Here is a 15,568-nt window from a genome sequence, read left to right on the forward strand (position 1 = left end):
CCGAGCCGGTATAAACCGGCCGATCGGCTTGAGGCGACATCCAGATGTCGTCTCACATCAGAATAATTGAAAAAAAGCGGTTTCCCCTTCGGGGTGGCCAATTCGGAAATAAGCGCACTGGTCAGGGTGACACTCAAGTCACCCGGACTGCGGTAGCTTATTAGAACCGATCCGAGACGCCGCCTGCTCTGGCTGGATTTCGCCGCGCTGCCATCCTCGATCCCCTCGCCCGGAAGCACATGAACAACGTCCGACTGATCGCGCGCATGGACATCAAGGCGCCCAATCTCATCAAGGGTGTCAATCTCGAGGGCCTCCGCAAGATCGGTGACCCGGCGGCGTTCGCGAAAAAATACTACGAAGCCGGCATCGACGAGATCGTTTACATGGACATTGTCGCCAGCCTTTACGAACGAAACAGTCTTGGCGACATCGTTTCCAGCACCTCGGAAGAAGTCTTCATTCCGATCACAGTAGGCGGCGGAATCCGCTCGCTGGCCGACGTCGAAAACATGATGCGCTGTGGCGCCGACAAAGTCGCGATCAATACCGCCGCTATCAAACGGCCGGAACTGATCTCGGACATCGCGACCACCTTCGGTTCGCAATGCATGGTCTTGTCAATCGAAGCCAAGCAAACCACACCCGGCAAGTGGGAAGCCTATACCGACAATGGCCGCGAGAAGACCGGACTGGATGCCGTCGAATGGGCAAAGCGCGGCGTCGCGCTTGGCGCCGGAGAGATATTCCTGACTTCGGTCGACCGCGAAGGCACGCGAAAGGGATTTGACGTGGCACTCATCCGCCAGATCTCCGACGCTGTTTCGGTGCCGGTGATTGCCAGCGGTGGCATGGGCAGCGTCGAACATCTGGTGGACGCAGTGCATTCCGGCCACGCCGATGCGGTCGCGATGGCCGACATCCTGCACTACAACCGCATGCCGCTGTCGGACATCCGGACTGCCGCGGCTTCTGCCAACATCGCAATCAGGCACCTCTGATGCGAACCGTCATTATCGTGGATTACGGCGTCGGAAATCTGCGCAGCGTCGCGCGGGCGGTCACGCGCTGCGGGGCGACGCCCATTCTGGCGACCACGCCGGAACAGGTGGCGCAGGCCTCGATCATGATTTTACCCGGGGTCGGTGCCTTCGGCAGTTGCGTGGCCGCGCTCAAGGCCCACGGCCTTGCGGAACCCGTTTTGCAGGTCATCGCGTCGGGACGTCCCGTGCTCGGAATTTGCGTCGGAATGCAGATGCTGATGAATGAGAGCGAAGAATTCGGCCAGCATGCCGGGTTGGGCCTCATTTCTGGAACCGTCAAGGCGATCCCGAACACCGGCTCGGACGGCACGCCGCACAAGATTCCCCATATCGGCTGGAACGGCCTGCACCCCGCCTCCGGCGATTGGGCCGGCAGCATTTTCGAAGATGTCCAGCCGGGCGAAGCCTGCTACTTCGTGCACTCGTTTGCGGCGCAGGCTGATCACGCGGAAAACGATCTCGCCCACTGCGAATACAATGGCCGCCGGGTATGCGCCGCCGTACGCAAGGACAATCTGACGGGCGTCCAATTCCATCCCGAGAAGAGCGGTCCGGTTGGATTGAAAATACTCAGCCGCTTCATCGCCAAAGCCTAACGGACAGAACGAAATATCCATGTCATCTGAAACACCGCTACAATCCGCGAAAGTGACGTTGATCGGCGCCGGGCGCATGGGACGCGCGCACGCATTGGCGGCACAAAAGCTCGGACTGTCACTCGACGCCGTCTGTGACGTGCGCGCGGAATCGGTCAGGGATATTGGGGATCAGTTCGGCGTCGCCGACAATCGGCGGTTCACCAATGCCGAGGACTTGTTCGCAAGCGGTCTGGACGGCACGGTGATGATCGCCACCACCGCGGACACGCACCACCTGCTCACCTGCGGTGCGGCGAAGGCCGGCGCAAAGGCGATCCTTTGTGAAAAGCCGATGGCATCCTCGTTAGCGCAATGCGACGAGATGATCGCGACCTGCGCCAAGGCCGGCGCAAGGCTCGCGATCAATCATCAGATGCGCTTCATGCCGGCGTACCAGATCGTCAAGGAAGTGCTGGACAGCGGCAAGCTCGGCCGGCTCGGCAGCATGAACGTCATCGCGGGCAACTTCGGCCTCGCGATGAACGGCTCCCACTATATCGAAGCGTTTCACTATCTGACCGGAACTTGGCCGGTCAGCGCATCGGCGTGGTTTTCCGGCGGGAAGCTGCCAAATCCGCGCGGACCGAACTTCTTTGACCAGGCCGGCGAGGTTCGCTTTCTCGGCGAGAGCGGCCAGCGCCTCACATTCTCCATCGGCCCCGATCATGGTCACGGCATGACCGTGACCTATGCCGGCGAATACGGCCACATGTTCGTCGATGAGCTCGAGGGTGAAGCGATCATCACCAGCCGCCTGCCGGAACATCGCGCCATGCCGTCGACTCGATATGGCATGCCGTGGGAGCGCGAAACCCGTCGCTTTCCGCAGGCGGACAATGTCGAGCCGACACGCGGCGTGATTGCTGCGTTGATCGAAGGCCGGAATTACCCGGATGGGCAGAGCGGACGTCGTATCGTTGCCGCTCTGGCGGCCTGCCACGCATCCGCTGACAACGGCAACCGGCCCGTGACACTCGCCGAAAACGAAGCCGCCGCAGCAAGCATGTTCAGCTGGGCGTAAGGAGAATCCACGTGAAAATCCTGGTTACCGGCGCGGATGGCTTCATCGGATCGCACCTGACCGAATTGCTGGTGCGGGAAAATCACACCGTGACCGCGATGGCGCTTTACAATTCATTCGACACGCGCGGCTGGCTGGACTCCATCGATCCCAAAATCCTGAAGGAACTGAAGATCGTTTCCGGCGACATCCGCGACCCGCATTTCGTTCGCAACGCCATGACGGGATGCGAAGGCGTGCTGAATCTTGCCGCCCTGATCGCGATCCCGTTTTCCTACGTTGCGCCCGAAAGCTACGTGACCACCAACGTCACCGGCGCGCTCAACGTCGTGCAGGCGGCGCGGGATCTTGGCGTGGCGAAGGTCGTGCAGGTTTCGACCAGCGAAGTATACGGATCCGCGCAGTTCGTACCGATCACCGAGGAACATCCGCTGGTTGGACAATCCCCCTACTCCGCGACCAAGATCGGCGCCGATCAGATTGCCATGTCATATTTCCGCGCCTTCGGCACGCCGGTGACGATTGCGCGCCCGTTCAACACTTATGGTCCGCGGCAGTCGACCCGCGCCGTGATCCCGACCATCATTACACAGATCGCGGCCGGGCAGCGTCGCATCGAACTCGGCGCATTGCGACCGACCCGCGACTTCAATTTCGTCAGCGACACCGCGCGCGGCATGATGGCGTCCCTTCAATCCGAGAAATCGATCGGCGAAGTCATCAATTTCGGCAGCGGGTTCGAGATTTCGGTCGGCGATACGGTTTCGCTGATAGCCGAGACCATGGGCGTCGAGGTCGAGGTGGTGGAGCGCGAGGAGCGCCAGCGACCCGCCGCCAGCGAGGTCGAACGGCTGCATGCAAGCAATGCCAAGGCCAAACGGCTGCTCGACTGGTCGCCGGAATTCGGCGGCCGCGATGGTTTCAAGAAGGGGCTGGCAAAGACGGCAGCCTGGTTCAGCGACCCGGCAAATCTGGCGCGCTATCGAGTCGGGAGCTACACGCTATGACCACCCCCCATTCCGTCTTGCGCAACGACCCCGCGACCGAGCTCACCGATGTGCTGCGGTCGGTGCTTCACACCGGGGCCGCGCCGTTCGCACTGCACGAGCCGGAATTGACGGAAGTGGAGCGGCGCTTCGTCATGCAGATTCTCGATGAGGGGTTTGTTTCCTACGCCGGACGCCAGGTCGGGCAGTTCGAGGCGGAACTTGCCAAGGCATGCGGGACCACCGATGCCATCGCGGTCGTCAGTGGAACGGCCGCGATTCACGTGCTGCTTCATGTGCTCGGAATTGGCGCCGGACAGGAAGTGCTTTGTCCGGCGCTGACATTCATCGCAACCGCCAACGCTATCTCACATTCCGGCGCGATGCCGCATTTCGTCGATTGCACGCCAACCGACCTCGGGATCGATGTCGCCAAGCTCGACCGGTATCTCTCGCGCGTTGCCAGCCGAACGCCGGACGGCACCTTCAACAAGCAAACCGGCCGCCGCATCTCGGCGATCATGCCGGTTCATATTTTCGGCCATATCGGCGAAATGGACGCGATCCGCAAGCTTGCCGAAGCGTGGAAGCTGCTCGTGGTCGAGGACGCCACGGAATCGCTGGGCAGCCGCGACCGGCATGGACCATCGGGCGGCGGCGGCATCGCCGCGACGCTCAGCTTCAACGGCAACAAGATCGTAACCACCGGCGGCGGCGGCGCCATCGTCACCAATGACCGCGAACTCGCCGCGCGGCTGAAACATATCACCACCACCGCAAAGCTTCCGCACCGCTGGAATTTCGTTCACGACGAGATCGCGTTCAATTACCGGCTGCCCAATATCAACGCGGCGCTCGGACTGGGCCAGATGGCACGTCTGCCGGACATGCTGAAACGCAAGCGTCTGCTGGCGAGCCGTTATCGCGACGGCTTTGCCAACGCAAAGCACTGGAGTTTCATCGATGAGCCCGCCGGCTCCAGCAGCAATTTCTGGCTCAATGCCGTCATGCTGCCGGAAGCGGACGCCGTCTTGCTCGACAGAACGCTCGGCCATCTGCATGAAGCCGGCTTCCTGTGCCGGCCCTGCTGGACGCCGATGCATCTGATGCCGATGTATGCCGAGGCGCCGCGCGACGATCTCTCGACGACTGAATCGCTTGCCGCCCGCATCATCAACCTTCCAAGCAGCCCGAAGCTCGCCGGGGCGCCGCAGGATGCCTGATGCGCGCCGCATCGCCGTGGTGACGAGCACGCGGGCTGACTACGGCCTGCTGCGCTGGACCATGCAGAGCCTGAAGGACGATCCGCGCGCGCATCTTCAGGTCATCGCGACCGGCACGCACTTGTCGCCGGCGTTCGGCCACACCGTCGACGCCATCAAGGGCGACGGCTTCGGCATCGACGCCGAAGTCGACATGCCGCTGGACGACGCCGACGGGCTGGCGAGCGCCGAGGCCGCGGGCCTCGTCATGGCGGGAATGGCCCGGGCATTGCGACGGTTGAAACCGGATATCGTGCTGGTGCTTGGCGACCGGTTTGAAATCCTCGCTTCGGTGCAGGCCGCCTATCTCGGCCGGATACCGGTGGCGCATATTCACGGTGGCGAGGTTACGATTGGCGCGTTCGATGACGGCAACCGGCACGCGATCACGAAACTTGCAAGGTTGCACCTGACCAGCACCGAGGACCACCGGCAGCGGGTTATGCAGCTCGGCGAGGACCCGGCGTGGGTGCACAATGTCGGCGCGCCCGGCCTGGAGACCTTTCAGCGTATTTCTGCCGATGATCGCGACAGTTTCGAGCGGCATATCGGCATCAAGCTTGGAAGCCCTGCAATCCTGCTGACTTATCATCCAGCGACCGCGGCCGACGAGGATCCCGCGGCCGCGATGGGAGCCATCGTAGACGCCATTTCCACATTTCCCGATGCCAGCATCATCGCGACCGGAAGCAACGCCGACCCCGGCGGACAGCTGGCGATGGCGGCATTGCGGGCGGCTGCGGAGAAGTTCGGCAAGCGACTCTACATTTGTGAATCGCTGGGCCAGCGGCACTATTTCAACGCGCTGGCCCATAGCGATGTCGTTGTCGGCAATTCGTCGAGCGGAATCATCGAAGCTCCGACGGCTGGAATTCCGACGGTCAACATCGGTGCAAGACAAGAGGGACGGCCCCGCGCCGCATCGGTGATTGATTGCGCCGCCGGGGCGGACCAAATCCGCGGAGCAATCGCCCGCGCCCTCGAACCGTCGTTCCGCGCGCTCGCCTCCAAGCGCCAGAATCCTTACGGCGGCCGCGATCTTGGGATCGGCAAGACAATCGCCAATTTGCTGCTGGACACCGACTTAACCGAAATGCGCGCGGCGAAGCCTTTTGTCGATATGCGCTTTGCCGGTGATGTCGCTGCAAGGTCCAATTCGGTATCAGGGACACGATCATGAGCGACGGGTCGGACGGCGTATTCATCATTGCGGAAGCCGGCGTCAACCACAACGGCTCCGAAACGCTCGCGCGTGAACTCGTTCACGCCGCGCTCGAGGCCGGCGCCGACGCTGTCAAGTTCCAGACCTTTTCGGCCGACAAACTGGTGCTGAAGAGTGCAAAGAAGGCCGACTACCAGGTAGCCAACACCAGGTCGGGAGATTCGCAATACGACATGCTCAAGGCGCTCGAGCTCGGTATCGACGCCCAGATCGCGCTACGGACCTTATCCGACGAGCGGGGCATAGAGTTCATGTCGTCGCCGTTCGATATCGAAAGCCTCGATTTCCTGGTGCAGACCCTGCGCGTCAAGCGCCTGAAGATTCCCTCCGGCGAGGTCATCAACGGCCCTTTGATGCTGCGCGCCGCGCGGAGCGGCTTGCCCCTCATCGTGTCGAGCGGAATGTGCTCACTGGACGAGATCGAGGAAAGCCTCAGCCTGCTCGCGTGGAGCGACGCCCATCCCTCCAGTGTTCCTCCGACGCGCACGGCATTGGCCGAATTCAGGAAGAAACCCGACTGGGCAGCCTCGCTCAAGGCGCGTGTCTGGCTGTTGCAGTGCACGACGCAATATCCGGCGCCGCCTTCGGCCATCAACCTTCGCGCCATGGAGACCCTGGCGAAGGCCACCGGACTGACGGTCGGTTTCTCCGACCACAGCCTGGGCTGGCATTTGCCCGTGGCTTCCGTCGCGGCCGGCGCCAAGGTAATCGAGAAGCACTTCACTCTGTCGCGACGTCTTCCGGGCCCCGATCATCTGGCCTCGCTGGAGCCCGATGAACTCGCGCGCATGATCCGCGAAGTTCGCGATGTCTCGGCGGCCCTCGGATCCGGCATCAAGGAGCCGGATGAAGTTGAACTCAAGAACCGCCTGCCCGCCCGCGGCTCAGTCATTGCCGCCCGGCCCATTGCGGCAGGTACGAAATTTTCAATCGACGACGTAACGGTCAAGCGTCCCGGCAACGGGCTGTCGCCACTGACGCTATGGGATTTGCTCGGAAGAAACGCACAACGCGACTATGCCGTCGACGATCAGATCGCCGCCAATGAGCTGAATAAATGAAAACAATGAAGTCCGGAGTCCGCCTGTGATTAGCGAAACGACGCTGAACTCGCTGGTGATCGCGCCGTCGCTGAACATCCGGTCCGCGGCGCGCGCGATCCAATCAGCCGAAATCAAGATCTTGCTGGTGTGCGGGGACGATCGAAGGCTGCTTGGGACGCTTACCGACGGCGACATCCGGAGGGCTGTTTCCAATGGCGACGATCTCGACGGCCCGGTCGGTTCGATCATGAACAAAACGCCGAAGGTTGCGCGGCCGGACGAAAGCGAAGAGATCCTGCGTGCCAGGATGCGGGCATCGGTCATTAGGCACATGCCACGGGTGGACCGTGACGGCCACTTGGTAGGCTTGGTGCTGCTCGGCCACATGGACGACGTCCGCCAGCGCGATTCGGCCGTGGTGCTGATGGCCGGCGGCCGCGGTTCGCGGCTGATGCCGCTGACCGCAAACAAGCCGAAGCCGCTGCTCGAGGTCGGCAAGAAGCCGGTCATCGAGCGCCAGATCGAACAGCTCATCGATCACGGATTCCATCGCTTCTATATTTCCGTGAACTACCTCGGACACATGATCGAGGAACATTTCGGCGACGGCTCGCGGCTTAACATTGAGATCGAATATATTCGCGAGACCGAACCGCTCGGCACCGCCGGGTCGCTTTTCCTGCTGCCGCCGCAGAAACATCCCATCGTCGTCATGAACGGCGACATCATCACCAAGGCCGATTTCGGCCGGATGCTCGACTATTTCACCGAGGAGGGCGTGGCAGCCACCATGGCCGTCCGCGAGCATCACTACACGGTGCCCTATGGCTGCGTCAGCATGGACAATGGACGCATCGCCTCGCTCGACGAAAAGCCCACGTTCCGGCACCTGATCAATGCAGGCGTTTATGTCATTGCGCCTCACACGCTCGAGCATTTGCCGCGCGGCCAGTTCTTCGACATGCCGCAACTGTTCGAGGCGCTCATCAGCAAGGAACACCCGACCAACAGCTTCCTGGTCAGCGAAGAGTGGATCGACATCGGGCATAAGGACGACCTGATGTGGGCGCAGAAGGTATTCGCGGGAGACGACAAGCTTGATTAACGGTCATCATATCGTCGCCGTGGTGCCCGCGCGCGGCGGCAGCAAATCCGTCCCCTATAAGAATTTGCATCCGCTCGGCGGACGGCCGCTGATCGCCTGGCCAATCGAAACCGCGCGTTCGGTCACCGAGATCGACAGGGTCTTCGTATCCACCGACGATGCCCGCATTGCCGCGGCGGGCCGCGAACTCGGCGCCGAGATCCATGAACGGCCGCCGGAGCTCGCGACCGATACCGCACTCGTCATCGATACGATCCGGCATCTGCACAGGAAGCTCGTCTCCGATGGCCGGCCTGCCGCCGTCATGGTGCTGCTGGAAGCCACCTCGCCGCTGCGCAGCACTGAGCTGGTCTCGCGCTGCCTGCAACGGCTCGTAACCGAGGATCTGGATTCGATCGCGACATTCCACGATGCCGAAATCAATCCGGAACGGGTCTGGCGCATCGAAGCGGGCCAGCCGCGTCCGTTCATCGACGGTGCGGTTCCCTGGAAGCCGCGACAGCAATTGACGCCCGCCTACCAGCTCAACGGCGCGGTATATGCTTTTCGTCCGGACCGGTTGCCGGCGGACGGCCCCAGCATCCTGTTTGGCCGCATGGGCGCCGAACTCGTTTCACGCGACGACGTTATCGACATCGACGAACACAAGGACTTCGTGATTGCCAATGCCCTACTCGAATCCCGAAACCGCACCTAGTCTCGCGCAATTAATGTCGCTGAAGGGCCGAACCGCGCTGGTCGTCGGCGGGGCCGGCCTGCTCGGCGGCGAGATTTCCCACACGCTCGCCGAGCTTGGCGCGCGCGTCATCGTGGCGAGCCGCAGCATCGACAAATGCCGCGAATTCGTCGCCCGCATCGCGCGACGCGCGCCGGGACAACATGAGGCGTTATCCGTCGATATCACCAACCCTGCCTCGATCCGGCAACTGCTCGAGGATACCAGCAAGATCACGGGCGGGGAACTGGATATCCTGGTGAACTCGGGCTGGTCCGGGCGCAAGAACACCTTTGAATCGATTTCCGACGAGGACTGGAATCTCGATATCGAAGTCTGCCTCAATGGCGTGTTCCGGACCGTCAAGGCGGCGGTGCCGCTGCTCGCCAGGAAAAAAGGCAACATCGTTTCGATTGCCTCGATGTACGGCCACGTCGCGCCCGATTACCGCATGTATGACAGCGAGCGGTTTGCCAACCCGCCGAGCTACGGCGCGGCGAAGGCCGGCGTCATTCAGTTGACGAAATATCTGTCGAGCTTCCTTGCCCCACAGGGGATCCGGGCCAACTGCATCAGCCCCGGACCATTCCCGTTCGAGAGCACGCAAAAGGAAAATCCGGATTTTATCGAACGTCTCAAGGGCAAGAACCCGACCAACCGGATCGGTAGCCCGCCGGACATCAAGGGAGCTGCGGCGCTGTTGTGCAGCGACGCCGGTTCCTACATCACCGGCCAGAATATCTGCGTGGACGGAGGCTGGGCAGTCTGGTGACCAGGATTGGCATGCTCGGTATCAGCGAAGGCAATGGTCATCCATTTTCCTTCTCGGCGATTATCAATGGCTACGACCGCGCCGCGTTCGAGGTGGCAGGCTGGCCGGTGATCCTGAGCTATCTCGAGCGCCAACCGGACACCGCCTTCGGCTTTCGCAATACCCGCGTGACCCACGCCTGGACGCAAGACCCCGACGTCACGGCCAAGCTATGCGCCGCTTGCAGGATCGACCATGCGGTCGACCGGCCCGAGGCAATGCTGGGCGCCGTTGACGCCGTCATCATCGGTCGTGACGACTGGGAACAGCACGCCGCACTGGCGATGCCGTTTCTGGAGCGCGGCGTTCCGGTGTTCGTGGACAAGCCGCTGACGCTGGATGCTGATGAACTCGCGCGCTTTCGGCCCTATCTCGAAAACGGCACGCTGATGTCGACTTCGGGTCTGCGCTACGCGGCGGAACTCGATGAACTTCGTGGCAAGATGTCGGCTGTGGGCACGCCCCGGCTGGTTGCAGCGACCGTGCTCAACGGCATCGAGAAGTACGGCATCCACATGCTCGACGCCGTCGCCGGTCTCGGGTTTCCGAAGCCGGTGTCCGTGACCCGGCTAAACGCGCGCTTTGAGGCCTTCTCGCTGGTATTGGCTGACGGCACCGCGATGACGCTCAATTGCCTGGGCAATGTGGGAAAAACGCTCCATCTCAGCGTCTTCTGCGACAAGGGGCACGCCCATGTCGATCTTCACGATAATTTTTCCGCGTTCGCGCGCACGCTCGGCCATTTCGTCAAGATGGTCGAAACGCGCAATCCGCCGATCCCTCCGGGACAGATCGTCGACACCATGAACCTGATCCGGTCCGCCAAGAATTTGGCGCCCGGCGAAACCGTAAAGCTGGCCAATGTCTGAACTATTCGATCTGGCCGGAAAGGTTGCCGTCGTCACCGGCGGCGCCGGCATCCTCGGCCGCGGCTTCTGTCAGGTGCTGGCGGCGCATGGGGCGCGCGTGGCACTGGTCGATGTCAGCGAAGCGAGCGCGCGGGAAGCCGCCGAAACCCTCAATGCCGCCGACGGCACCGACATATTCCCGGTGGTCTGCGACGTTTCGGATCCGCACAGCGTCAAGTCGATGGTCGAAGCCGTCGTCAAGCGCTTTGGCAGGATCGATATCCTGCACAACAACGCCGCCACCAAATCGCGCGACTTGCTGGCTTTCTTCGAACCTTTCGAGACCTACAGCGCCGATGTCTGGCGTGAGATCATGAGCGTCAATATCGACGGCATGTTCCTGGTCGCGCAAGCCGTCGGCAAGCAGATGCTCGCGCAGGGCAGCGGCGGCAGCATGATACAAACCGCGTCGATCTACGGCGTTGTCGCCCCCGACCAGCGCATCTACGAAGGCTCGCAATACATGGGCGTCGCCATCAATACGCCGGCCGTCTACAGCGCATCGAAGGCTGCGGTTATCGGGCTGGCGAAATATCTTGCGACATACTGGGCCTCACACAACATAAGAGTGAATGTGCTGACGCCCGGCGGCATCGAGAGCGGCCAGAATGACGTGTTCCGTCAGCGCTACTCGAATCGGGTTCCGCTCGGCCGCATGGGCCGCGACAATGAATTGCACGGCGCCTTGATATTTCTGGCCTCCGACGCATCGAGCTACGTCACAGGGCAGAACGTTATCGTCGACGGCGGCATGAGCTGCTGGTAAGCGCCGGTCATACTCAGAAAAACAATCGTTGAAGTTTCCAAGGATCACAGCATGACGATCATCCGAGCCCCGCAGCCCGTTGACCTCAAATTGTATGCACCCGACGCGGCCGAGCCCGAGCAATTTTACGGCCTTCCGGCAGATATCCAGTTCTGCAGCAGCTGCACCTACAGCAACCAGAAGCCGAACTCCGACAAGGAGTACAAGCACACGCGCGGCTCCAAGAAGCCGACCGTCGCTTTCAACGCCAAGGGCATCTGCTCGGCATGCGAGGTCGCCGAAAAAAAGAAGAACGTCGACTGGGCTGCGCGCGACCTCGAATTGCGGGCGCTCTGCGACCGCTATCGCAAGCATGACGGCAGCTACGATTGCGTCGTTCCCGGATCGGGCGGCAAGGACAGCTTCTATGCTGCCCACAAGCTCAAGCACGAATACGGCATGAACCCGCTGACCGTGACCTGGGCGCCCCATATCTACACCGACTGGGGATGGAAGAATTTCCAGGCCTGGATGCATGCAGGCTTCGACAACTACCTATTCACGCCCAATGGCCGGGTCCATCGCCTGCTCACCCGCCTCGCGCTCGAACAAATGTTCCATCCATTCCAGCCGTTCATCATGGGACAGATGTACTTTCCGCCGAAGATCGCGGCCCAACTTGGCATCCCCCTGGTCTTCTACGGCGAAAACCCGACCGAGTATGGCAACGCCGCCGCCGGGGATTCCAAGGCTACCAAAGACCTGGAGTTCTTCTCGAGCGCCGACAAATCGAACATCTTTCTCGCGGGCACCGCGGTCGCAGAGCTCAAGTCGAAATTCGGTCTTACCGATCACGATTTACTTCCTTACTTGCCGCCCGATCCCGGATCGATCAAGGCGGCCGCGCTTAACGTGCAGTATCTCGGATACTACATGCCGTGGCATCCGCAGGAATGTTACTATTACGCCGTCGAGCATGGCGGCTTCCAGGCGGCGCCGGAGCGTACCGCCGGCACCTACAGCAAATACAGCTCGATCGACGACAAGATCGACGATCTGCATTATTTCACGACCTTCGTAAAATTCGGCATCGGACGAGCGACCTACGATTCTTCGCAGGAAATCCGCAACGGGGAACTCGACCGCGTCGAAGGCGTTCAACTCGTGCGCCGGTTCGACGGGGAATATTCGGAGCGATTCGAGAAGGACAATTTCGACTTCCTGTCGATCCCTCCGGCACAGTTCCCGGTTGCGTCGAAGATGTTCGAGCAGCCGATCATAGACCGCCAATATTTCGACCGGCTGACAGACCAGTTCCGCTCTCCGCATATCTGGAAGTTCGAAGGCAATCAGTGGAAATTGCGCAAGACCGTCTTCGACGGCAACGTCTGACCGACGTTCCGGATAACCGCCTCTCTCCAGGTAACATCATCTTATGCAACCGTTGAAACCGCTCGCTGTCATCAATATCTCGGCGATTGCCCGCCACTTTCTTCTCGGGGAAATATTGCGGAGGCGATGGCAGTTTGCCGGCTTTATTATCTTGAGCCTGATTGCCGCGTTGATCGAGATGACCGGCGTAGGCTTGATCTTTCCGCTGCTCATCATCATCGTCGATCCGGCAAGCCTCAACAAAGTCCCGATCCTTGCCGACCTGGTCACGCGCTTTGGCGTCGGCAACGAACTGCCGATCCTGATCATCATACTGATCGGCATTCTGATGGTCGGCAAGAACGTGTACATGCTTTTTTTCACGTGGCTTCAGCTGCACACCATCGCCAAGTGGAAGGCACAGTTGTCGCGGCGCCTGATGCATACCTATCTGTTCTCGGACTACAGCGTGCATCTCAGCAAAACGAGTTCGGAGATCATCCGCAATCTGTCGCTGACCGCCGCTGTTTTCGATCAATTCATGACCGCATTGATAAATATCACCGTCAATGGCGTCATGCTGATCGGGCTTTGCGCCGTCCTGGTGTTCGTATTACCTCCGGAGACGTTGGTAAGCCTGATCGTGGTCGGTCTCGCCTCGTGGGCTCTTTACCTTTCCATGCGCCGCCCCTTCGAAAAAACCGGGCAAGAGCTCAACAGCATTTTTGAAAAACGCCAGGCCATTTTGCGCCAGTCAATCGGCATCATGAAAGAGACGAAGCTGAACGCCAAGGAAAATTTCTTCCTGGACCGCTACATCGAGGTTGAGCGGAGGAATTTCTCGCGGCAGGCTCACTTTAATTTCCTGTCGTCAATTTCGCCGCTCGGAACCGAAGCCGCGGTTATCGTCGCGATCCTCGGTATTGTTACTTACATCCTGTTCTTCAGCGGACACCAGAATACCGGCATTGCCGTCCTGGCGTTGCTGACCGCGACGCTTTTCCGGCTGACGCCGGTGCTCAATCGCATCCTTTCGGCTTTGCAGGCCATGAACCTCAGCCGCAACTCGGTTGAAATCATTGCAAAGGAACTGGACGAACTCGAACCTCACATTTTCAGGTCCACCATCGAACCGCAGCCAATTCCGTTCCAAAAGCAGATTGAGTTCGACCGCGTGGGATACTCTTATCCCGAATCCGAGGCGCGGGCCGTTCATGACCTGTCGTTTACAATTCGCAGAGGTGAAATCGTCGGCATCACCGGCGCATCCGGATCCGGAAAAAGCACCCTCGCCAGCCTTTTGATGGGACTGCTACCCCCGGCCGACGGTCAGATCCGTATTGACGGCACTGTCATTGATAACCAGGCAACGATCCGCGCCTGGCAAATGCACATTGGTTTCGTGCCACAGGGGGTCTTCCTGGTCGATGACACCATCGCCAACAATATTGCCTTCGCGGTCGATCCCGCGGACATTGACGAAAAGCGCGTTTGGCGGGCCCTTGAAATGGTAGAGTTGCGGGAATTCGTTGAAAGTCTCCCGGATGGGCTCAAGCACCGACTCGGCGAGGACGGCGCGCGTCTGTCTGGCGGCCAGCGTCAGCGCGTCGGGATTGCCCGCGTTCTCTACGACGATCCCGAATTCATGGTCTTTGACGAGGCGACATCTTCCCTAGATAATACAACGGAGCGCGCCTTCAGCGATAATTTGATGCGGATTCGCAGGAACCGCGCAGTCGTCATCATTGCGCACAGGCTGAGCACGCTGCGTGACTGCGATCGCATCATCATGCTCGACAAGGGAACCGTCATCGATTCCGGTACGTTCGACGAGCTGAATGTCCGCTGCGCGCCATTCCGCAGATTGGTCGAACTGGCGAATCTGAATCGCCAGGCAGAATTGAATGCTCGGGCATCATGACCGGGCACGTCAACGGTCTGGTCGTTCACCCAGATCCCGACGCTCCTAGTCGAATACAGGCAAACGAATGCCGATAGAGATCGTAGCCATCATACCGGCGCGCGGAGGATCAAAAGGTCTGTCCCGAAAGAATCTCCGCGTCGTCGGCGGCATGTCGCTCGTCGCCCACGCTATCCGCGCGGGACTCGAATCCGCCCGCGTCGATGCGACATACGTTTCGACCGAGGACGACGAGATCGCAGCAGCCACGTTGCAGCACGGCGCAAGCCTCATCAGGAGGCCGGCGGAGTTGGCGACCGACATTGCGCAGAACGATTCAGTGCTACGACACGCCCTGCACACGATCCGCCATGACGGCCACGATCCGAAAATTCTGGTCTTGCTCCAGCCGACTTCGCCGTTTCGACGGGCAAGTCATGTTGATGGTGCGCTTGAGTTGTTCGTGAACGGCGCGGCGGCCTCCGTGATCAGCATTTGTGATGTCGATCATCACCCGGGCAAGGCGGTCAGATTGGACGGCGGATTGATCGAACCGTTTACCAACGACCGCGATATGGAAGCCCGCCGGCAGGACATGACGCCGGTATATCGGCAGAATGGGGCCATCTATGTGACGCACGTCGCCGATTTTCTGGAAAGTAACCAGCTATTTCGACGGCCCTGCAAGGGATACAGAATGACCCGTCGCGAAAGCATCGATATCGACGACGAGTTCGACCTTCAGTTCGCAGAGTTTATCGCCGGCCCACCGCCCGAACCATCGAGATAACAAATCGC

Annotated in this window: 15 protein-coding genes; all 15 read left to right on the forward strand. The window is 60.7% G+C overall.

Going from position 1 to position 15,568, the window contains the following annotated elements:
* The first annotated feature begins 239 nt into the window (after positions 1-239).
* Positions 240-1,001 (forward strand): imidazole glycerol phosphate synthase subunit HisF, encoded by a 762-nt coding sequence (hisF, locus tag JQ574_RS26130; protein WP_212384018.1) that lies wholly within the window; start codon positions 240-242, stop codon positions 999-1,001.
* The gene (gene hisH, locus JQ574_RS26135) at positions 1,001-1,639 is read left to right on the forward strand and encodes an imidazole glycerol phosphate synthase subunit HisH (protein WP_212384019.1); all 639 of its coding nucleotides are present in this window, start codon (positions 1,001-1,003) and stop codon (positions 1,637-1,639) included. Before hisF ends, hisH begins: the two co-directional genes overlap by 1 nt.
* Before the next feature lie 19 nt (positions 1,640-1,658).
* Positions 1,659-2,702: a Gfo/Idh/MocA family protein gene (locus JQ574_RS26140; protein ID WP_212384020.1), complete on the forward strand. Its 1,044-nt coding sequence runs from the start codon at positions 1,659-1,661 to the stop codon at positions 2,700-2,702.
* Between the two features lie 11 nt (positions 2,703-2,713).
* The gene (locus tag JQ574_RS26145; RefSeq protein ID WP_212384021.1) at positions 2,714-3,709 is read left to right on the forward strand and encodes an NAD-dependent 4,6-dehydratase LegB; all 996 of its coding nucleotides are present in this window, start codon (positions 2,714-2,716) and stop codon (positions 3,707-3,709) included.
* Positions 3,706-4,911 carry a LegC family aminotransferase gene (locus JQ574_RS26150; RefSeq protein WP_212384022.1) on the forward strand — a complete coding sequence of 402 codons (1,206 nt, stop codon included), beginning with the start codon at positions 3,706-3,708 and terminating at the stop codon, positions 4,909-4,911. The genes JQ574_RS26145 and JQ574_RS26150 overlap by 4 nt, the downstream gene beginning before the upstream one ends.
* Entirely contained in the window at positions 4,904-6,130 is a 1,227-nt protein-coding gene (gene neuC / locus JQ574_RS26155) for a UDP-N-acetylglucosamine 2-epimerase (RefSeq protein WP_212384023.1), read from the forward strand. Before JQ574_RS26150 ends, neuC begins: the two co-directional genes overlap by 8 nt.
* A complete protein-coding gene (gene neuB, locus JQ574_RS26160) occupies positions 6,127-7,233 on the forward strand; it encodes an N-acetylneuraminate synthase (protein WP_212384024.1) in 1,107 nt (368 codons plus the stop codon). Before neuC ends, neuB begins: the two co-directional genes overlap by 4 nt.
* A gap of 25 nt (positions 7,234-7,258) precedes the next feature.
* Positions 7,259-8,320 (forward strand): nucleotidyltransferase family protein, encoded by a 1,062-nt coding sequence (locus tag JQ574_RS26165; RefSeq protein WP_212384025.1) that lies wholly within the window; start codon positions 7,259-7,261, stop codon positions 8,318-8,320.
* Complete coding sequence (locus JQ574_RS26170) at positions 8,313-9,017, forward strand: cytidylyltransferase domain-containing protein (RefSeq protein ID WP_212384026.1); 705 nt, start codon at positions 8,313-8,315, stop codon at positions 9,015-9,017. The genes JQ574_RS26165 and JQ574_RS26170 overlap by 8 nt, the downstream gene beginning before the upstream one ends.
* Positions 8,986-9,807: an SDR family NAD(P)-dependent oxidoreductase gene (locus tag JQ574_RS26175; protein WP_249119597.1), complete on the forward strand. Its 822-nt coding sequence runs from the start codon at positions 8,986-8,988 to the stop codon at positions 9,805-9,807. Before JQ574_RS26170 ends, JQ574_RS26175 begins: the two co-directional genes overlap by 32 nt.
* A complete protein-coding gene (locus JQ574_RS26180) occupies positions 9,804-10,715 on the forward strand; it encodes a Gfo/Idh/MocA family oxidoreductase (RefSeq protein ID WP_212384027.1) in 912 nt (303 codons plus the stop codon). Before JQ574_RS26175 ends, JQ574_RS26180 begins: the two co-directional genes overlap by 4 nt.
* Entirely contained in the window at positions 10,708-11,520 is an 813-nt protein-coding gene (locus JQ574_RS26185) for an SDR family oxidoreductase (RefSeq protein WP_212384028.1), read from the forward strand. The genes JQ574_RS26180 and JQ574_RS26185 overlap by 8 nt, the downstream gene beginning before the upstream one ends.
* A gap of 51 nt (positions 11,521-11,571) precedes the next feature.
* A complete protein-coding gene (locus JQ574_RS26190) occupies positions 11,572-12,891 on the forward strand; it encodes an N-acetyl sugar amidotransferase (RefSeq protein ID WP_212384029.1) in 1,320 nt (439 codons plus the stop codon).
* A 43-nt stretch (positions 12,892-12,934) separates the two neighbouring features.
* The gene (locus tag JQ574_RS26195) at positions 12,935-14,791 is read left to right on the forward strand and encodes an ABC transporter ATP-binding protein (RefSeq protein WP_212384030.1); all 1,857 of its coding nucleotides are present in this window, start codon (positions 12,935-12,937) and stop codon (positions 14,789-14,791) included.
* Positions 14,792-14,858: 67 nt separating this feature from the next.
* Positions 14,859-15,560: a cytidylyltransferase domain-containing protein gene (locus JQ574_RS26200; protein WP_212384031.1), complete on the forward strand. Its 702-nt coding sequence runs from the start codon at positions 14,859-14,861 to the stop codon at positions 15,558-15,560.
* Positions 15,561-15,568: the final 8 nt, after the last annotated feature.

This window comes from Bradyrhizobium sp. AUGA SZCCT0158 (assembly GCF_018130065.1).
Taxonomy (GTDB): domain Bacteria; phylum Pseudomonadota; class Alphaproteobacteria; order Rhizobiales; family Xanthobacteraceae; genus Bradyrhizobium.

Coding starts and splice junctions, on each gene's coding strand:
- hisF (WP_212384018.1), top strand. CDS start 240: ATGAACAACGTCCGACTGATCGCGCGCATGGACATCAAGGCGCCCAAT.
- hisH (WP_212384019.1), top strand. CDS start 1,001: ATGCGAACCGTCATTATCGTGGATTACGGCGTCGGAAATCTGCGCAGC.
- JQ574_RS26140 (WP_212384020.1), top strand. CDS start 1,659: ATGTCATCTGAAACACCGCTACAATCCGCGAAAGTGACGTTGATCGGC.
- JQ574_RS26150 (WP_212384022.1), top strand. CDS start 3,706: ATGACCACCCCCCATTCCGTCTTGCGCAACGACCCCGCGACCGAGCTC.
- neuC (WP_212384023.1), top strand. CDS start 4,904: ATGCCTGATGCGCGCCGCATCGCCGTGGTGACGAGCACGCGGGCTGAC.
- neuB (WP_212384024.1), top strand. CDS start 6,127: ATGAGCGACGGGTCGGACGGCGTATTCATCATTGCGGAAGCCGGCGTC.
- JQ574_RS26175 (WP_249119597.1), top strand. CDS start 8,986: ATGCCCTACTCGAATCCCGAAACCGCACCTAGTCTCGCGCAATTAATG.
- JQ574_RS26185 (WP_212384028.1), top strand. CDS start 10,708: ATGTCTGAACTATTCGATCTGGCCGGAAAGGTTGCCGTCGTCACCGGC.
- JQ574_RS26190 (WP_212384029.1), top strand. CDS start 11,572: ATGACGATCATCCGAGCCCCGCAGCCCGTTGACCTCAAATTGTATGCA.
- JQ574_RS26195 (WP_212384030.1), top strand. CDS start 12,935: ATGCAACCGTTGAAACCGCTCGCTGTCATCAATATCTCGGCGATTGCC.
- JQ574_RS26200 (WP_212384031.1), top strand. CDS start 14,859: ATGCCGATAGAGATCGTAGCCATCATACCGGCGCGCGGAGGATCAAAA.